Below are 15,482 nucleotides of genomic sequence, written 5' to 3' on the forward strand. Positions count from 1 at the left end.
CCTGTCACATGACGGGGCACAGCAGCTCCAGCCCGTCGGCATAGATGATGTGATCCTGATCGAACTTCAGGCGATAGATCACCCGTTTCTGCGCGGGCAGAGTGCGCAGGAATTCCCCGTCCGACAAACGGCCCGCACGCATCAGCGCATGTTTCTGACCGGTCAGCGCCTGAGCGCGCCAGTCACGAATCAGGATTTTCTGGTTGATGGGAAGATCAGTGTCATGTTCGGGGCGGTCGTGGCCCAGACTGCCAGCGCGGATGCGAACGATCTCGCACTCGATCTCGACACGCTCGATTCGGCGCAGAACCACCATTCCGGCGTCGCGGGTGATGATGCGTGCGCCTTCGCTCAGCGCCTCGACGGCGATGGCGCCCATTGCAGTCAGCACCTGAGTTCCCGAGGTAATTCCCCAGTTCACTTTGCCCATTTGGTCTGTGATTTGCGCGTCAGCAGTTGTCTGGAACATGTCACCCTCGTACCCCACCACGAACGACAGTCCGCGACAAACATTAAGAAATCGTCCAAACGGGGCGAAAATAAGGCGAGGGTGAAAAAAGTTCATTTTGCCTCTCGCCATGGGCGAACGCCTTTGCTAGAGAGCAGGTCCGGATGCGCGTGTGGCGAAATTGGTAGACGCACCAGATTTAGGTTCTGGCGCCGCGAGGCGTGGGGGTTCAAGTCCCTCCACGCGCACCACCGGGAAAATTCCCTGACAGACCAATATGATAAAGACCGCCCCCACGGGGTGCGCTTTTCTTTGCTTGGTACGCTCTGAAACCGTTACAAATGGATAACGGCACAGGAGGGACCGGATGGAGCAGCTGGAATCCAAGTATGTCACGCCCTTGATGGACGCGGTCACGGGGCTGCTCGACTATTTATGGACCTTCGGGCTGCTGCTGTTTTCTCCGCTGCAATTTGTGGCAATTTTTGTCGCTTTGGCAGCGGCGCTTGTGTTGCATCGGCTGGTGCGGCGGGTGATCCGGACCTTGGCCAACAACACCGAGGGCAAGTTGGTGCGCCGCGCGCTGGCAACCGCGGGGGCGATCAGTCTGCCGATTGGCTGGGTGATCGGGTTGTGGGTGTCGCTGGGGCTGCTGACATTCTTTCACGAGCCCACGGCGATGGTGCGGCTGTTCGCCAACCTGATTAACGCTTGGGTCATTATCCGCATCCTGACGACTCTGCTGCCCACAAGCTCTTATGCGAACTGGGTCAGTTGGACGATCTGGGGCTTTGCGGCGCTGAATGCGGTGGGGCTGCTGGACCCGACGATCCTGTGGCTGGACGGGATCAAATTCTCGTCGGGGCAGGTGAATATCTCGCTCTGGACGGCTATTCAGGGGCTGATCAGCAGTTCGATCCTGCTATGGGCGGCCTATCATTCCTCGGGGCTGATTGCGCACCGTTTGGAGAAGGCGACGTCTCTGTCGCCCACGGCCCAAGTGCTGCTGTCCAAGGTGCTCGGCATCGTACTGATGGTGGTGGCGGTGCTGGTCGGGATGCAGATCGTGGGGATCGACCTGACGGCCTTTGCGGTGTTTTCGGGGGCTTTGGGCTTGGGCGTCGGTCTGGGCATGCAGCGGACGGTGGCCAATTTGGTGGCGGGGTTCACCATGCTGGCGGACCGGTCCATCAAACCCGGTGATGTGATCGAAATCCAGACCGGCGACGGGCCGACCTATGGCGTGGTCAAGGCGCTGGCCGCGCGATACGTCTCGGTGCGGACACGGTCGGGGACGGAAACGCTGATCCCCAATGAAATCCTGATCTCGAACCCTGTGACGAACTGGACGTTCTCGGACAAGCGGGTGCGGCGGTCGTTGGTCATCGGGGTCGGCTATAACAGTGACGTGGAAAAGGCGATGGATCTGACGGTGCACGGCGCGCTGGCCTGTCGCCGTGTGCTGCGCGATCCGCGTCCGGTCTGTCTGGTGCGGGGCTTTGGCGAATCCAGTGTCGATCTGGAGCTGCGTTTCTGGATCGCGGACCCCGAAGAAGGCGTGGCCAATATCAGCAGCGACATCCTGTTGCAGATCTGGAAGCTTTACCGCGCCAATGACATCGAAATTCCCTTTCCGCAGCGGGAAATCACCATCCGCAATGCCCCCGTGCCAGAGGCCGAATAGGGGCGAAATCCCCTGCGTAAAGGTCTGTTTCCCCCGACTTAAGGGCGGGTCCGCGCGCTTGGCTCGCAAATACGCCTTGCACGCATGGCCGCAGGGCCTTAGAAGGCCCGAAACCTTTCCGGCGGGCATGGGCCTGCCTTAATTTCTATGGGGAAACGAATGCAGGTCACTGAGACGCTGAACGAAGGTCTGAAGCGCGGTTATGCGATCACCGTCACCGCAGCCGAACTTGATGCCAAGGTCAACGAGAAGCTGGCCGAAGCGCAGCCCGAGATCGAAGTCAAAGGCTTCCGTAAGGGCAAAGTGCCGATGGCGCTGCTGAAAAAGCAGTACGGCCAGCGCGTTCTGGGCGAAGCGATGCAGGAAGCCATCGACACCGCGATGAGCGACCACTTCGAGCAGTCGGGCGACCGTCCCGCCGCACAGCCTCAGGTCAAAATGACCAACGAGGACTGGAAAGAAGGCGACGACGTAAACGTCGAGATGACCTACGAAAAGCTGCCCGAGATCCCCGCAGTCGACCTGTCGGTTGTGAAACTCGAGAAGCTGGTTGTCAAAGCTGACGACGCGCAAATCACCGAGACTCTGGAAAGCCTGGCGAAGAACGCACAGGACTTCGAAGCTCGTGAAGAGGGCGCAGCGGCTGAAAACGGCGACCAGATCGTATTCGACTTCCTGGGCAAAGTTGACGGCGAAGCCTTTGACGGCGGCGCAGCAGAAGACTACCCGCTGGTTCTGGGCTCGAACAGCTTCATCCCCGGTTTCGAGGATCAGCTGATCGGCGCGAAAGCCGGTGAAGAAAAAGACGTGACCGTGACCTTCCCCGAAGAGTACGGCGCAGCGCACCTGGCTGGCAAAGAAGCCGTGTTCGAGTGCAAGATCAAAGAAGTGAAGGCGCCCAAAGCTGCCGAGATCGACGACGAGCTGGCCAAGAAATACGGCTCGGAAGATCTGGAAACCCTGAAGGGCCAGATCCGCGAGCGTCTGGAAGCAGACTTCGCATCGACCGCCCGTCAGGTGACCAAGCGCAAGCTGCTGGACGCTCTGGACGCGATCGTGTCGTTCGAACTGCCCACCAGCCTGGTTGAAGCAGAAGCCGCGCAGATCGCACACCAGCTGTGGCACGAAGAGAACCCCGAGGTTCACGACCACAACCACGGTTCGATCGAGCCCACCGAAGAGCACAACAAGCTGGCCGAGCGCCGCGTGCGTCTGGGCCTGCTGCTGGCAGAAATCGGCAACCAAGCCGAGATCGAAGTCACCGATCAGGAAATGACTCAGGCCGTTATGATGCAGGCGCGTCAGTACCCCGGTCAGGAGCGTCAGTTCTTTGAATTCATCCAGAAGAACCCGCAGATGCAGCAGCAGCTGCGCGCGCCGATCTTCGAAGACAAGGTTGTTGACCACATCGTGGCTCAGGCCGAAGTCACCGAAAAAGAGATCAGCAAAGACGAGCTGAAAGCAGCTGTCGAAGCACTGGAAGAAGAAATCGCATAATCTGCGGATCTTCTGACTGATTTCAGGGCCGTCCCGTTTGGGGCGGCCTTTTCTTTTGCGCGGGCGTCATGCGAGTGGCTTAGGTCGGGATTTGAGTATTTTTGGCAAAAAAGAAGCAGGGGTGCGGTTATGGGGGGATTTTCAGTGCGCGCGGGGACGGGCGCAGATGCGGATCGGATCGCCGGAGTGCATGTGGCTTGCTGGCGCGAGACCTATCGCGGGATGGTGCCGGATTTTCTGATTGACCAGATGACGGTTATGGGGCGCGCCGAGATGTGGCGCGGTGTTTTTGCGGCGTTCGAGGAGGGGGCGTTCGGGGCGACCGCTGTGCTGGAGCAGGACAGCTTGGCTGTCGGCTTTGTGGGGTATTGTGCGCAGCGGAATGCGGCGTTGAGGGCCGCGGGATATGGCGGAGAGATTACCGCGATGTATGTCCGGAGGGCCTGTCAGGGGCAGGGCGCGGGGCGTTTGCTGATGGGCTGGTGTGCGGACGGGTTGCTGGCGGCGGGCATCGGTGCAGGCGCGCTATGGGCGCTGCGGGAGAATGCGCCGGCGCGGGCGTTTTATGCGCATTTGGGCGGGGAGCTTTGCGGCGAGAAGCAGGAAGACCGCGATGGGGCGGTTCTGCACTCTGTGGCCTATGGCTGGCCTGATCTGCGCGTGTTGGCAGGGAGCCTGAAATGAAAAACGCCGCGCAGGTGGGCTGCGCGGCGTTCGGGATTGGATAAGGCGCGTGCCTTATTCCGAATCTTCTTCGTCCGAAGCGGCCGAGCCCAGATCGTCGAACAGCTGCGATACTTCGAAGTCGCCTGCGGCTTCTTCTTCTGCGGCCAGTTCCTGGATCGATTTGCCCGATGCCTGGATTTCTGCTTCTTCGGGCGAACGCGCAACGTTCAGCTGAACGGTGGCGGTCACTTCGGGGTGCAGAACAACCAGTACGTCGTGCAGGCCCAGATCTTTGATCGGAGCGGTCAGGACAACCTGCTTGCGGTCAACGGTGAAACCAGCTTCGGTGGCTGCTTCGGCTGCGTCACGGGTGGTGACCGAACCGTAGAGCGAGCCAGCGTCCGACGCTGCGCGAATCACGACGAACTGCTGACCGTTCAGCTGTTCTGCCAGTGCTTCTGCTTCTTTTTTGGTTTCGAGGTTGCGAACTTCCAGCTGGGCTTTCTGTGCTTCGAAGGCAGCAATGTTTGCTTTCGACGCGGTCAGAGCCTTTTTCTGGGGCAGCAGGTAGTTACGGGCATAGCCGGGCTTTACGTCCACGACCTGGCCCATCTGGCCGAGCTTGGCTACGCGCTCAAGAAGGATAACTTGCATTGTAGTATCTCCTTATTTCACAGCGTAGGGCAGCAGGGCGAGGAAGCGGGCGCGTTTGATGGCGCGAGCCAGTTCACGCTGCTTCTTTGCCGAGACGGCGGTGATGCGCGAAGGAACGATCTTGCCACGCTCAGAGATGTAGCGCTGCAGCAGACGGGTGTCCTTGTAGTCGATCTTGGGTGCGTTCTCGCCGGAGAAGGGGCACACTTTGCGACGACGGAAAAACGGTTTGGTAGCCATGGTTTACTTCCCTTTCCTGAACCGCTTAGCGACGCTCACGGCGCTCGGAGCGCTCGCCGCGTTCTTCACGCTTCTGCATCTGGACCGAAGCACCTTCGTCGTGCTCGTCGACCTTGACGGTCATGACGCGCATAACGTCATCGTGCAGACGCATCAGGCGTTCCATTTCCTGAACCGCTGCCGAGGGGGCGTTGGTGCGCAGGAAGGCGTAGTGGCCCTTGCGGTTTTTGTTGATCTTGTACGCCATGGTTTTGACGCCCCAGTATTCACTGGCAACGATCGCACCACCATTGTCGGTCAAGACGGTCGAGAAGTGTTCGATCAGACCTTCGGCCTGTGCGCCGGAAAGGTCCTGACGCGCGATAAATACGTGCTCGTACAGAGCCATGTTTATCTCCATTTATATCAGCGAGCTTCATAGGGCGGGTTACTCCTTCGCCCCACCCACGAGAGGACACGCGGTTCAAGTTCTTTGCGAAGGAAGCGTCCCTATACAGCAATCCTGTGGAAAAGCAACCCGGCAGGGGCGGATTTCGCGCCTGTTATGGATGGTAACCAAATGGGCAACAATGGGGCGCGATCCGCCCGAAAATACCCCGGCGGTGCCCAATTCTTGCCCAGAGGATTAAGTCTTTATTAACGCACCAGATTTCTAAGGGATAGGGAACATGGTAGCACTGAATGATAAACCGCTGGGGACTGGCCCCAGCAAAACCTGGGATCCAGGAGATGTTCACGTCGAGCCGACAATATGGGGCTACATCGTCCATTGCGTCTCGGCGGGTGAGAGATTGATGCCGATGGTGCGCATGGGCGCAGTATTGGCGGGGATCGTGGTGATCACGATGGCCATTGGCCTGTGGTTCCTGCCGTCGGCCTATTTGGGGGCCGAGACCTTTTTGGTCAAACTGGTGACCTCTTCTATGGGGTTCTATGGCGGCATGATGCTGATTCAGGCAGGGCAGGCCCAAGGCCGCCCCGAAGTTCAGCTGGACATGCAGCGCCGCGAAGTCCGCATGATCGAGCGGTCGCGCCGCGGGGCAACGCGCCTGTTGGCTTGTCACGGGTTTTCGACCCTGACCGATATCCGCATCCAGAACGGTGAGTTGGTGGCCGTTGACCGCGCCGGAGAAGAAGTGCTGCGCGTCCGCCTGAACCCCGTGCAGGATCGCGCCCATATCGAGCGCCGCCTGCGGACCGAGGTTTTCGGCCGCCGCTAAGGATGATTTGCGCGGAATTGCGCCGAATTTCCCGCGAGTTGTTCGATTGCGAACAGAACATGTTGAACCAACGTGAATTGTCCGGAGCCCCGCTTCGGACAATTTAGTGTCTTGTAACGCCAACCCCTTTCGCAGGAGTTCGACATGAACAAGACCATTATCGCCGCACTTATCGCTGGCACCGCCGCAACCACCGCTTACGCTGCCCCCGAGAAGTACACTCTGGACTCGAGCCACAGCCAGATCGTGTTCAACTACAACCACCTTGGTTTCTCGACCACCTATGGCATGTACTCGGGCTTTGAAGGCGAGATCATGTTCGACGCCGAAGCGCCTGCTGACAGCTCGGTCACCGTGTCGTTCCCGACCGCCAGCCTGTACACCGGCTGGGACGAGCGTACCGCGCACTTCCTGACCGCTGACTTCTTTGATGCCGAAGCAGCCCCCGAGATTTCGTTCAAATCGACCGCAATCGAAGTGACCGGCGAAAAGACCGGCAACATCACCGGTGATCTGACCATCAACGGCGTGACCAAGCCGATCACTCTGGAAGCGACCATGACCCAGATGGGTGACCACCCGATGGCGGGCAAGCCTTGGGTTGGTTTCGAAGCAACCACCACCGTTGTACGCAGCGACTTTGACATGGGCCAGTACGCGCCCTACGTCAGCGACGAAGTCAAAGTCTTCATCTCGATCGAAGCGATGAAAGCTGAATAATTTCTGAGACCTATCGGGAAAAGATAAAGCGGCCAGAGGACTTCCTCTGGCCGCTTTTCTGTGTGTGGTGGTTGGCCCCCGAAGGGGCGGTTGGGTCAGCGGGTTGCGGTCAGGCTAATCGCCACGTCCACCGAGAAGCCCAAGGTGCCTTCGTCGGACTGCGCGTCCCCAACGTGGTAATTGCGGCGGTCCAGCGTGACGGTGCCATTCGCGGTGGCGGTGTCGCCCTCGATGGTCAGGTCGAACGGCAGGGTGATCGGCTGCTCGTAGCCTTTGATCGACAGGGTGCCGACGGCTTGGTTGCCCGCGTCGGTCTGCACCAGATCGGCCTTGAACACGGCGGTCGGGTGAGTGGTGGCGTCGAAATAGTCGGGGCCCATGGCCTGATCCGACACGGTCCCAAGGGTCAGCGACGGGATCGAGATCGTGACCTCGGTGTTGCCTTTGACTTCGCTCTCGGCGGCCTCATCATAGGTGATGGCGGCGGTCCAATCAGCGAAATGGCCTTCGACGGTCGATCCCATCTGTTTGATGCTGATCTTGATGTCGCCGCCGGTCACGGTCCAGTCCGAGGCCACTGCGGCCAGTTCGGGGGCAGGTGCCGCGCCTTCGGGGGTTTTGAACAGGCCAAGGCCCGCGCCAGCGCCTAATGCTGCCGCCCAAATTACCAGCGCAACGCCCAAGGGGGCAAAGCTGTGGCGCGGTTTGTCCAAGGGGCCGGTTGCGGGATACCCGGGCAGCATCCGCAGAAGCGTCGCGTCACGGTCGATAAAGTGGTGTTTGATCGCGCCAAGGACGTGGGCGATGATCGTGAACATCAGCACCTTTTCCAGAATTCCGTGCAGCGCCGAGAAGGTGTGCGACAGCTCCGGCGATTTGGGCACGAAGGGCAGGTTCTGGCCAAAGGGCCACCAGATGGGCGCATAGCCTTCGGCGGCGGCGTGGTGGATCCAGCCGGTCAGGGGCACCAGCACCAGCGAGCCATAAAGCAGCCAGTGCGCGGTTTCGGCCAGCAGCGATTCAACGGGCTTGTCCACGTTCAGAAGCGCGGGTTTGGGCTGGGTCAGGGCCCACAGAATACGGATCAGACCGACGAAAAAGACGGTCACCCCAAGGGTTTTGTGCAGCGAGAACAGCCACGCCTTCTGCGCCAGCTCTTCGGAGGAGGAGAACGGCGCGTCGGTGGCAATAATCCCAAGGGGAATCAGTGTCAGGATCAATAGGGCGGTCAGCCAGTGCAGGGTCTTGGCGATCCCGCCGTAATGGGTGGCGTTATTGGTAAGGGGCATCAATGGCTCCGGCTACGGGAAAAAAGAGGAGGGTTTTCACGGGTCAAAGTAACGTAAAGGCAGTTTGCCACAATTCGCGCCGATGCACAGAGTTTGTGCCATAGCTTGTGGCGCGGGGCCGATCCGTCTAGACCATCTGCAAAATTGTAAAAACGGAGAACTCCATGACACGCGCTTTCGTGTTTCCGGGACAGGGGGCCCAGACCATCGGGATGGGTAAGGCATTGGCCGAGGCTTATCCGGCGGCAAAAGCCGTTTTCGACGAAGTTGACGAGGCTTTGGGCGAGAGCCTGTCCGCACTGATCTGGGAAGGCGACATTGAGACCCTGACCCTGACCCAGAACGCACAGCCTGCGCTGATGGCGACCTCGCTGGCGGCGATGCGTGCGCTGGAGGCCGAGGGCGTGTCGGTGACCGATGCGGCTTTTGTGGCCGGTCATTCGCTGGGTGAGTATTCTGCGCTGGCGGCTGCCGGTTCGCTGACCATTGCCGATTGTGCGCGGCTGCTGCGTCTGCGCGGTCAGGCAATGCAGGCGGCGGTTCCTGTGGGCGAGGGCGCGATGGCGGCTCTGCTGGGTCTGGACTTTGAAACCGCTGCGGCGGTCGCGGCCGAGGCGGCAGGCGATCAGGTTTGTCAGGCGGCCAACGACAACGATCCGAGCCAGGTCGTGATTTCCGGCGCGAAAGCCGCCGTGGAACGCGCCTGCGAGATCGCCAAAGCCAAGGGCGCCAAGCGCGCGCTGCTGCTGCCCGTGAGCGCCCCTTTCCATTGTGCTCTGATGCAGCCGGCGGCGGACAAGATGGCCGAAGCACTGGCCGCGGTCGAGATCAAGGACCCCGCGGTTCCGCTGGTGGCCAACGTCCGCGCCGAGGCCGTGACCGATGGGGCGCTGATCCGCGACCTGCTGGTCGAGCAGGTGACCGGCAGCGTGCGCTGGCGCGAGAGCGTGCAGTGGATGGCGGTCAATGGCGTGACCGAAGTGTGGGAAATCGGCGCCGGTAAGGCCTTGAGCGGTATGGTGAAACGTATCGACAAGGCTGTGGCGACCCGTGCCTTTGGCACCCCCGAGGATGTAAAAGCGGCCCTTTCGGCCGAGTGATTGCCCGAGGCACCGGGGGCTTTGCGCCCCCGGACCCCCGCAGGGTATTTGGACCAAGATGAAGATTGGTTCCGACAGAAGGATGACAGGTATGTTTGATTTGACCGGAAAGAACGCGCTGGTAACCGGTGCATCGGGTGGTATCGGTGGCGAGATCGCCAAGACCCTGCACGCCGCAGGCGCGACCGTTGGTCTGAGCGGCACCCGTGTGGAGCCTCTTGAGGCGCTGGCGGCAGAGCTGGGGGAGCGCGTGCATGTGCTGCCCTGTAACCTTGGCGATGCAGAGGCTGTCGAGGCGCTGCCCAAGCAGGCGGTCGAGGCCATGGGTTCCGTCGATATTCTGGTGAACAACGCGGGCATCACCCGTGACAACCTGTTCATGCGCATGTCGGACGAAGAGTGGGCGCAGGTTCTGGAGATCAACCTGACCTCGACCTTCCGTCTGTGCCGCGGCGTTCTGCGTCCGATGATGAAGGCGCGTTGGGGCCGTATCATCAACGTCGGTTCGATCGTTGGCTCGACCGGCAACCCCGGTCAGGGCAACTATGCCGCAGCCAAGGCCGGTCTGGTCGGTATGTCCAAATCGCTGGCCTATGAGGTTGCGAACCGTGGCATCACCGTGAACGCGATCGCGCCCGGTTTCATTGCCACCGCAATGACCGACAAGCTGAACGACAAGCAGAAAGAAGCCATTCTGACGCAAATCCCCGCGGGCCGCATGGGCAACCCCGAGGAAATCGCCGCTGCGGCCCTGTATCTGGCCAGCGCAGAGGCCGGTTATGTGACCGGAACCACCCTGCACGTGAACGGCGGCATGGCAATGCTGTAAGGTTCCCCAAGGGGACCGCTGAAAGCGTTTGCGTTGCCTGAGCGATGTGCTATAGGCGGCGCAGATTTTAGCCGAGGGTGCCAATGGCGCGTCGGCTGTTCGGCCTGCGGAGGTTTCCGTAGGGTCAAGAGCCGCCCGTTCGGGCAACAAGACGTCCAGCCCTCGGGGCACGGGCAGTAAACGGGCCAAGAGCCCAGAAGAAGTGATGAGGAATTGACATGAGCGATGTCGCAGAACGCGTGAAGAAGATCGTTGTAGAGCACCTCGGCGTAGACGAAGACAAAGTCGTCGAAGGTGCTTCGTTCATCGACGATCTGGGCGCAGACAGCCTTGACACCGTTGAGCTGGTAATGGCGTTCGAAGAAGAGTTCGGTATCGAGATCCCCGACGACGCAGCCGAGAAGATCCAGTCGTTCGGCGACGCGGTAAACTTCATTTCGGCAAACCAGTAATTTATTACTGATTTACCAATCATGCAGAGCGGCGTTCCGGTTGGAGCGCCGCTTTTGCTTTGTCCGCTTGGGAAAAGCGGTTTCTTGTCGGATCTGCCTTGCGTAACGTCAATTGCCGCATCGCAGAGCGGCGGAGGAGGGCGCAAAAACCCCCTCGGATGCGCCAAGCCCTTGCCCCCAACGCGAATTGCGGGCTATTGAGCGGCAAAGCATTAACGAGGAAGGGCAGCTGCATGCGTCGCGTCGTCGTCACCGGTCTGGGACTGTTAACTCCGCTGGCTTGCGGGGTCGAGGAAACTTGGTCGCGTATTCTGGCAGGAGAGTCGGGCGCTGGTCCGATCACCAAATTCGATGCCAGCAAACTGGGCACCACCTATGCCTGCGAAATCCCCTACGGTGATGGCACCAACGGGACCTTCAATCCCGATGAGTGGATGGAGCCCAAAGAGCAGCGCAAAGTCGACGACTTTATCCTGTACGGGATCACCGCAGCGGTTCAGGCGGTCAAGGATTCGGGCTGGATGCCCGAGGACGAAGAAAGCCGTCAGCGTACTGGCGTGATGATCGGCTCTGGCATCGGTGGTCTGAACTCGATCGCGGAAACCGCCGTGCTGATCAAGGAAAAGGGCCCGCGCCGTGTGTCGCCGTTCTTTATCCCCGGCGCGCTGATCAACCTGATCTCTGGTCAGGTGTCGATCCGTTTCGGCTTCAAAGGGCCGAACCACGCTGTTGTGACCGCCTGTTCGACCGGCGCGCACGCCATTGGCGATGCGGCCCGTCTGATCAAGGACGGCGATGCGGACGTGATGATCGCTGGTGGCGCCGAGGGCGCGATTTCCGAAATCGGGATTGCCGGTTTCAACGCCTGCAAGGCGCTGTCGACCAAGCGCGCGGACGATCCCAAGGCCGCAAGCCGCCCCTATGACGCCGATCGTGACGGTTTCGTCATGGGCGAGGGCGCAGGCATCGTGGTTCTGGAAGAATACGAGCACGCCAAAGCGCGCGGCGCGAAAATCTATGCCGAAGTTCTGGGCTATGGCCTGTCGGGCGATGCCTATCACATCACCGCTCCGAGCGAGGATGGCGATGGCGGCGAGCGTTCGATGCGCGCTGCCTTGGGCAAAGCCGGTCTGGACGCCAGCGCGATCGACTACATCAACGCGCACGGCACCTCGACCATGGCTGACGTGATCGAACTGGGTGCGGTCGAGCGTCTGCTTGGCGATCACGCGGCCAATGTCACCATGTCCTCGACCAAGTCGATGACCGGCCACCTCTTGGGCGCTGCTGGCGCGATTGAGGCGATCTTCTCGATCCTCGCGATCCGCGATCAGGTTGCTCCGCCGACCATCAACCTCGACAATCCCGCGGTTGAGTCCAAGGTCGATCTGGCCCCCAACAAGAAGGTCGAGCGCAAGATCGACGTGGCTCTGTCCAACAGCTTTGGCTTTGGCGGGACCAACGCGAGCGTGATCTTCGGGAAAGTGAAGTAATGTGGCGTAGCGTTGCCTCGAACGCGATCACCTTTCTGATCGTGGCGATCTTTCTGGTTTCTGGCGTCGTCCTTTGGGGGCAGCGCCAGTACACCGAAGCCGGTCCGCTGGACGAGGCAATCTGTGTTCGTGTGGAACGCGGCAGCAACTTTAGCCGCGTTTCCGAAAGTCTGGCTGCCGATGGTGCGATCACCAACGCGCAGATTTTCCGCGTGGGCGTCGATTACAGCGACAAAACCACCGATCTGAAGGCGGGTGCCTATCTGGTGCCGCCCCATGCGTCGATGGAGCAGATCGTTGATATCGTGACCAAGGGAGGCGCCAGCACCTGCGGCACCGAAGTGGTCTACCGTGTGGGCGTGAACGCCTTGGTCGGCGAGGTTCGCGAGCTGGACCCAGCGACCGGCAAGTTCAGCGAAGTGGCGGAATACTATCCGGGCACCGATGCCGAAGTTCCCGCCGAGGTCACCCGCGTCAAGGAAATGTCCGACACCCGCTACCGCATCGCGCTGGCCGAAGGTGTGACCAGCTGGCAGATCGTGGATTCGCTGAAAAAGGTCGACATTCTGGCAGGCGAGGTTGCCGCAGTTCCCGCAGAGGGCACTCTGGCCCCCGACAGCTACGAAGTGACCAAGGGCGAGGATCGTTCTGCCATTCTGGGCCGCATGGAAACCTTGCAGGCGTCCCGCGTGGCCGAAGCTTGGGCGAACCGTGCGGATGACATTCAGGTCTCGACCCCCGAAGAGATGGTGGTGCTGGCCTCGATCATCGAAAAGGAAACCGGCATCGCGCAGGAACGTCCTTGGGTGTCGAGCGTGTTCACCAACCGTCTGAAACAGGGCGTGCCGCTGCAGACCGACCCCACCGTGATCTATGGCATCACCAAGGGCGAGGGCGTTCTGGGCCGTGGCCTGCGTCAGAGCGAGCTGCGCCGCGAGACCCCGTGGAACACCTATGTGATCCGCGGCCTGCCGCCGACCCCGATCGCCAACCCCGGTCTGGAAAGCCTGATGGCTGCGGTGAACCCTGCGCAAACGGACTATATGTTCTTTGTGGCGGATGGGACGGGTGGCCATGCCTTTGCGGCGACCTTGGCCGAGCATAACGCCAACGTTGCCAAGTGGCGCAAGATCGAGGCCGAACGGGCCAAGAGCCAATAAGTCAAAAGCGCCCCGCGGGGCGCTTTTTTGTTTTTATTCAGTGGGTAAGTCGATGATGCTCACGCGGCCATCGTGCATTTGCGGGACCCAGATTTTGCCGTTTGCGGCGTCATAGGCAAAGTCCGCAGGCGCGCGGACGGTGGTGCCAAGGTCGAGCTGTTTCGTGTCGCCATTCGCGGTGTTCACCGCATAGATGTCGCCAGGCACCGGATCGAACTGGTGCCAGTCGGACACCAGCACGGTCTGGTCATCCAGCGTCACAATCCCGTCCAAAAAGCCGAAGGGCGCGTCGGGGATCTGGCTCAGCCCCTCGGTCGGGGACCAGCGGTACATGGTGCTGCCCCCGAAATCGGCGCCGACTCCGGCGATGGTGGCGGCGTTCTGCTCGGCGTTCCACGTGATGCCGTTCGCGCCGTCGATGCCGGTGGCCAGTTCGGTATAGGTGCCGGTGTCGGGGGCGAGGCTATAGAGCGTGCTGCGCAGGGTATCCGACACCAGCAAGGTGTCGCCCATCGGTTCGATCGCATTCAGAAGCATGGGGGCATCGCCCGGGACTTGGGCGTTAAAGACCTGCGCCATCGTGGTCAGGTCGAACCCGAGAATTCGGTCGATATCCGCCACATAGAGGGTGCCGTTCAGGACGGTCAGCCCTTTGGGCGAGTCGAGGCCGTCGATCGCGTGCAGCTTGGTGACCGTGCCATCAAGGCCGAGCTTGCTGATAAAGCCGTCTCCGTCATGGCTGAACGGGTCCAGCTGTGCCCCGATGTTCGAGACATAGGCGGCGGTGTCGGTCAGCGCGACGCTTTCGGGGGTGGCGAAGCCTTCGATGGTGACGGGGCTGGCGGCGGCGGCCGATCCAGCCAGAACCGCGCCAAGGGTGAGCCAGTTGCTAAGGGACATCTCAATCTCCTGTCTACGGGAATGTCCTGTGCAGATTGCGGGATCGGGGGCGGCGGCTTGGGCCGGATTTGATCAAGGTTGAACCCGTTTCGGTCATTCCCGCCCTAGGCGTGGGGCGGTTGTGGGGTATGATCAGCGGTATGAGAGATTTTTACGGTGATCCCCTAAGGTTGGAGCTGTTGTCGCAGCTCTCTGGTTTTCGTCAGGCGGGCGGGCAGGCTGTGTCCCCTCATGGGGCTGGGCTGTTCACCTATTGCACGGTCAACCGAGAGCGGTTCCGGCAGTTGCGGCTGGACCATCCGGTGCTGGCGGTGGTGCTGTCGGGCAGCAAAGAGATCTGGCAGGGCGACCGCCAAGAGCGCCTGACCACGGGGGCGGTGTTCGTGCTGCCGGCCGGGGTCGATCTGGATATCGTGAATGATCCCGACAGTCGCTCTGGCGTCTATGAGGCGATGATTCTGGAGATCACACCAGACCGTCTGCCCGATGATCTGCCTGCGGTGGGTCGGCGTCAGGGGGCGGGGCATACGGTGCCCTTGAGTGCTGCGTTGATCGAAGCCTTTCGCCATGCGGCGACCGAAGTGGCCTGCGGCGCGGGATCGGGGCATGTGCGTCAGGCGCGGATGACAGAACTGCTGGCTTTGCTGGCCGAGGAGCCCGCGGCGGCGCCTTTGTTTGCGTTGCCGTTGGAAGAGCGGCTGCGGCGGATGTTCCGGGCGCGGCCTGATCGGGACTGGCGCTGCGCCGAGGTGGCGCGGTCGCTTGGGCTGTCGGATGCGACTTTGCGCCGGAAATTGCGGGGGCAGGGCGCGGGTTTCAGCGATCTGCTGCGGACCGAGCGGATGGGCGTGGCGCGTGATCTGCTAGCGGGCGGGATGTCCAGTGGGGCGGTTGCGCTGTCGGTGGGCTATGCGTCACGCGCGCATTTTGCGCGGAGTTACCGCGCTGTTCATGGGTGCAATCCCAGTGGCAGCTGAGGGAATGGGCCTCCGGCCCGGGGGTATTTAGGCCAAGCTGAAGGGGCTGGTTCGTTAACGGATGGTATCCGGTGCGGGCGCGGGTTTTGGTGGGTCCTAGGTGGATCGGACGGTCTGCTGTATAGGTTATGACAAGCTGGACGAAATGGGTCA

General features: G+C 61.0%; 17 protein-coding genes and 1 tRNA gene. 12 read left to right on the forward strand and 6 right to left on the reverse strand.

What is annotated here, in order from left to right; all coding sequences use genetic code 11:
• Positions 1–4: 4 nt before the first annotated feature.
• Positions 5–469: a Hint domain-containing protein gene (locus tag HJ536_RS05445; protein WP_228028645.1), complete on the reverse strand. Its 465-nt coding sequence runs from the start codon at positions 467–469 to the stop codon at positions 5–7.
• 145 nt (positions 470–614) lie between these two features.
• Here HJ536_RS05445 and HJ536_RS05450 point away from each other — a divergent pair.
• The 4 genes from HJ536_RS05450 (at position 615) to HJ536_RS05465 (ending at position 4,313) form a co-directional block, all read left to right on the forward strand.
• Positions 615–699: transfer RNA gene (locus tag HJ536_RS05450), tRNA-Leu, on the forward strand.
• Positions 700–815: 116 nt separating this feature from the next.
• Positions 816–2,132: a mechanosensitive ion channel family protein gene (locus HJ536_RS05455; RefSeq protein ID WP_177156958.1), complete on the forward strand. Its 1,317-nt coding sequence runs from the start codon at positions 816–818 to the stop codon at positions 2,130–2,132.
• Positions 2,133–2,291: 159 nt separating this feature from the next.
• Entirely contained in the window at positions 2,292–3,629 is a 1,338-nt protein-coding gene (gene tig, locus HJ536_RS05460; protein ID WP_176854156.1) for a trigger factor, read from the forward strand.
• A gap of 129 nt (positions 3,630–3,758) precedes the next feature.
• The gene (locus HJ536_RS05465; protein WP_177156959.1) at positions 3,759–4,313 is read left to right on the forward strand and encodes a GNAT family N-acetyltransferase; all 555 of its coding nucleotides are present in this window, start codon (positions 3,759–3,761) and stop codon (positions 4,311–4,313) included.
• A 54-nt stretch (positions 4,314–4,367) separates the two neighbouring features.
• Here the strand turns inward: HJ536_RS05465 and rplI are convergent, their stop codons facing one another.
• Genes rplI through rpsF form a run of 3 tightly spaced genes read right to left on the reverse strand, consistent with a single transcriptional unit; the run spans position 4,368 to position 5,577 of the window.
• Positions 4,368–4,949 (reverse strand): 50S ribosomal protein L9, encoded by a 582-nt coding sequence (gene rplI / locus HJ536_RS05470; protein ID WP_177156960.1) that lies wholly within the window; start codon positions 4,947–4,949, stop codon positions 4,368–4,370.
• Positions 4,950–4,961: 12 nt separating this feature from the next.
• Positions 4,962–5,189, reverse strand: coding sequence for a 30S ribosomal protein S18 (gene rpsR, locus HJ536_RS05475; RefSeq protein WP_093361330.1), 228 nt, complete (start codon positions 5,187–5,189; stop codon positions 4,962–4,964).
• Between the two features lie 25 nt (positions 5,190–5,214).
• A complete protein-coding gene (gene rpsF, locus HJ536_RS05480) occupies positions 5,215–5,577 on the reverse strand; it encodes a 30S ribosomal protein S6 (protein ID WP_176854159.1) in 363 nt (120 codons plus the stop codon).
• Positions 5,578–5,857: 280 nt separating this feature from the next.
• On the opposite strand from rpsF, the gene HJ536_RS05485 reads away from it, so the two are divergent.
• The gene (locus HJ536_RS05485) at positions 5,858–6,409 is read left to right on the forward strand and encodes a hypothetical protein (protein ID WP_176854160.1); all 552 of its coding nucleotides are present in this window, start codon (positions 5,858–5,860) and stop codon (positions 6,407–6,409) included.
• Positions 6,410–6,553: 144 nt separating this feature from the next.
• Positions 6,554–7,129: a YceI family protein gene (locus HJ536_RS05490; protein WP_176854161.1), complete on the forward strand. Its 576-nt coding sequence runs from the start codon at positions 6,554–6,556 to the stop codon at positions 7,127–7,129.
• A gap of 95 nt (positions 7,130–7,224) precedes the next feature.
• Here HJ536_RS05490 and HJ536_RS05495 read toward each other — a convergent pair whose 3' ends face one another.
• A complete protein-coding gene (locus HJ536_RS05495; protein ID WP_177156961.1) occupies positions 7,225–8,418 on the reverse strand; it encodes a cytochrome b/b6 domain-containing protein in 1,194 nt (397 codons plus the stop codon).
• A gap of 164 nt (positions 8,419–8,582) precedes the next feature.
• Here HJ536_RS05495 and fabD point away from each other — a divergent pair, with 164 nt between their 5' ends.
• The 5 genes from fabD to mltG all read left to right on the forward strand — a co-directional run bounded on the left by fabD (position 8,583) and on the right by mltG (position 13,452).
• Entirely contained in the window at positions 8,583–9,518 is a 936-nt protein-coding gene (gene fabD / locus HJ536_RS05500) for an ACP S-malonyltransferase (RefSeq protein ID WP_177156962.1), read from the forward strand.
• A gap of 91 nt (positions 9,519–9,609) precedes the next feature.
• On the forward strand, positions 9,610–10,347 hold the full coding sequence (fabG, locus tag HJ536_RS05505) for a 3-oxoacyl-ACP reductase FabG (protein ID WP_176854164.1): 738 nt from the start codon (positions 9,610–9,612) through the stop codon (positions 10,345–10,347).
• Positions 10,348–10,565: 218 nt separating this feature from the next.
• Positions 10,566–10,799 (forward strand): acyl carrier protein, encoded by a 234-nt coding sequence (locus tag HJ536_RS05510; RefSeq protein WP_176854165.1) that lies wholly within the window; start codon positions 10,566–10,568, stop codon positions 10,797–10,799.
• 233 nt (positions 10,800–11,032) lie between these two features.
• Positions 11,033–12,292: a beta-ketoacyl-ACP synthase II gene (gene fabF / locus HJ536_RS05515; RefSeq protein ID WP_176854166.1), complete on the forward strand. Its 1,260-nt coding sequence runs from the start codon at positions 11,033–11,035 to the stop codon at positions 12,290–12,292.
• A complete protein-coding gene (gene mltG / locus HJ536_RS05520; protein WP_176854167.1) occupies positions 12,292–13,452 on the forward strand; it encodes an endolytic transglycosylase MltG in 1,161 nt (386 codons plus the stop codon). The genes fabF and mltG overlap by 1 nt, the downstream gene beginning before the upstream one ends.
• Positions 13,453–13,485: 33 nt before the next feature.
• Here mltG and HJ536_RS05525 read toward each other — a convergent pair whose 3' ends face one another.
• Positions 13,486–14,352, reverse strand: a complete 867-nt coding sequence (locus HJ536_RS05525) for an NHL repeat-containing protein (RefSeq protein WP_177156963.1) — start codon at positions 14,350–14,352, stop codon at positions 13,486–13,488.
• A 140-nt stretch (positions 14,353–14,492) separates the two neighbouring features.
• Here HJ536_RS05525 and HJ536_RS05530 point away from each other — a divergent pair, with 140 nt between their 5' ends.
• Positions 14,493–15,329: a helix-turn-helix transcriptional regulator gene (locus tag HJ536_RS05530; protein WP_177156964.1), complete on the forward strand. Its 837-nt coding sequence runs from the start codon at positions 14,493–14,495 to the stop codon at positions 15,327–15,329.
• The last annotated feature ends 153 nt before the right edge of the window (positions 15,330–15,482 follow it).

Source organism: Donghicola mangrovi (assembly GCF_013377535.1).
Lineage (GTDB): Bacteria > Pseudomonadota > Alphaproteobacteria > Rhodobacterales > Rhodobacteraceae > Donghicola > Donghicola mangrovi.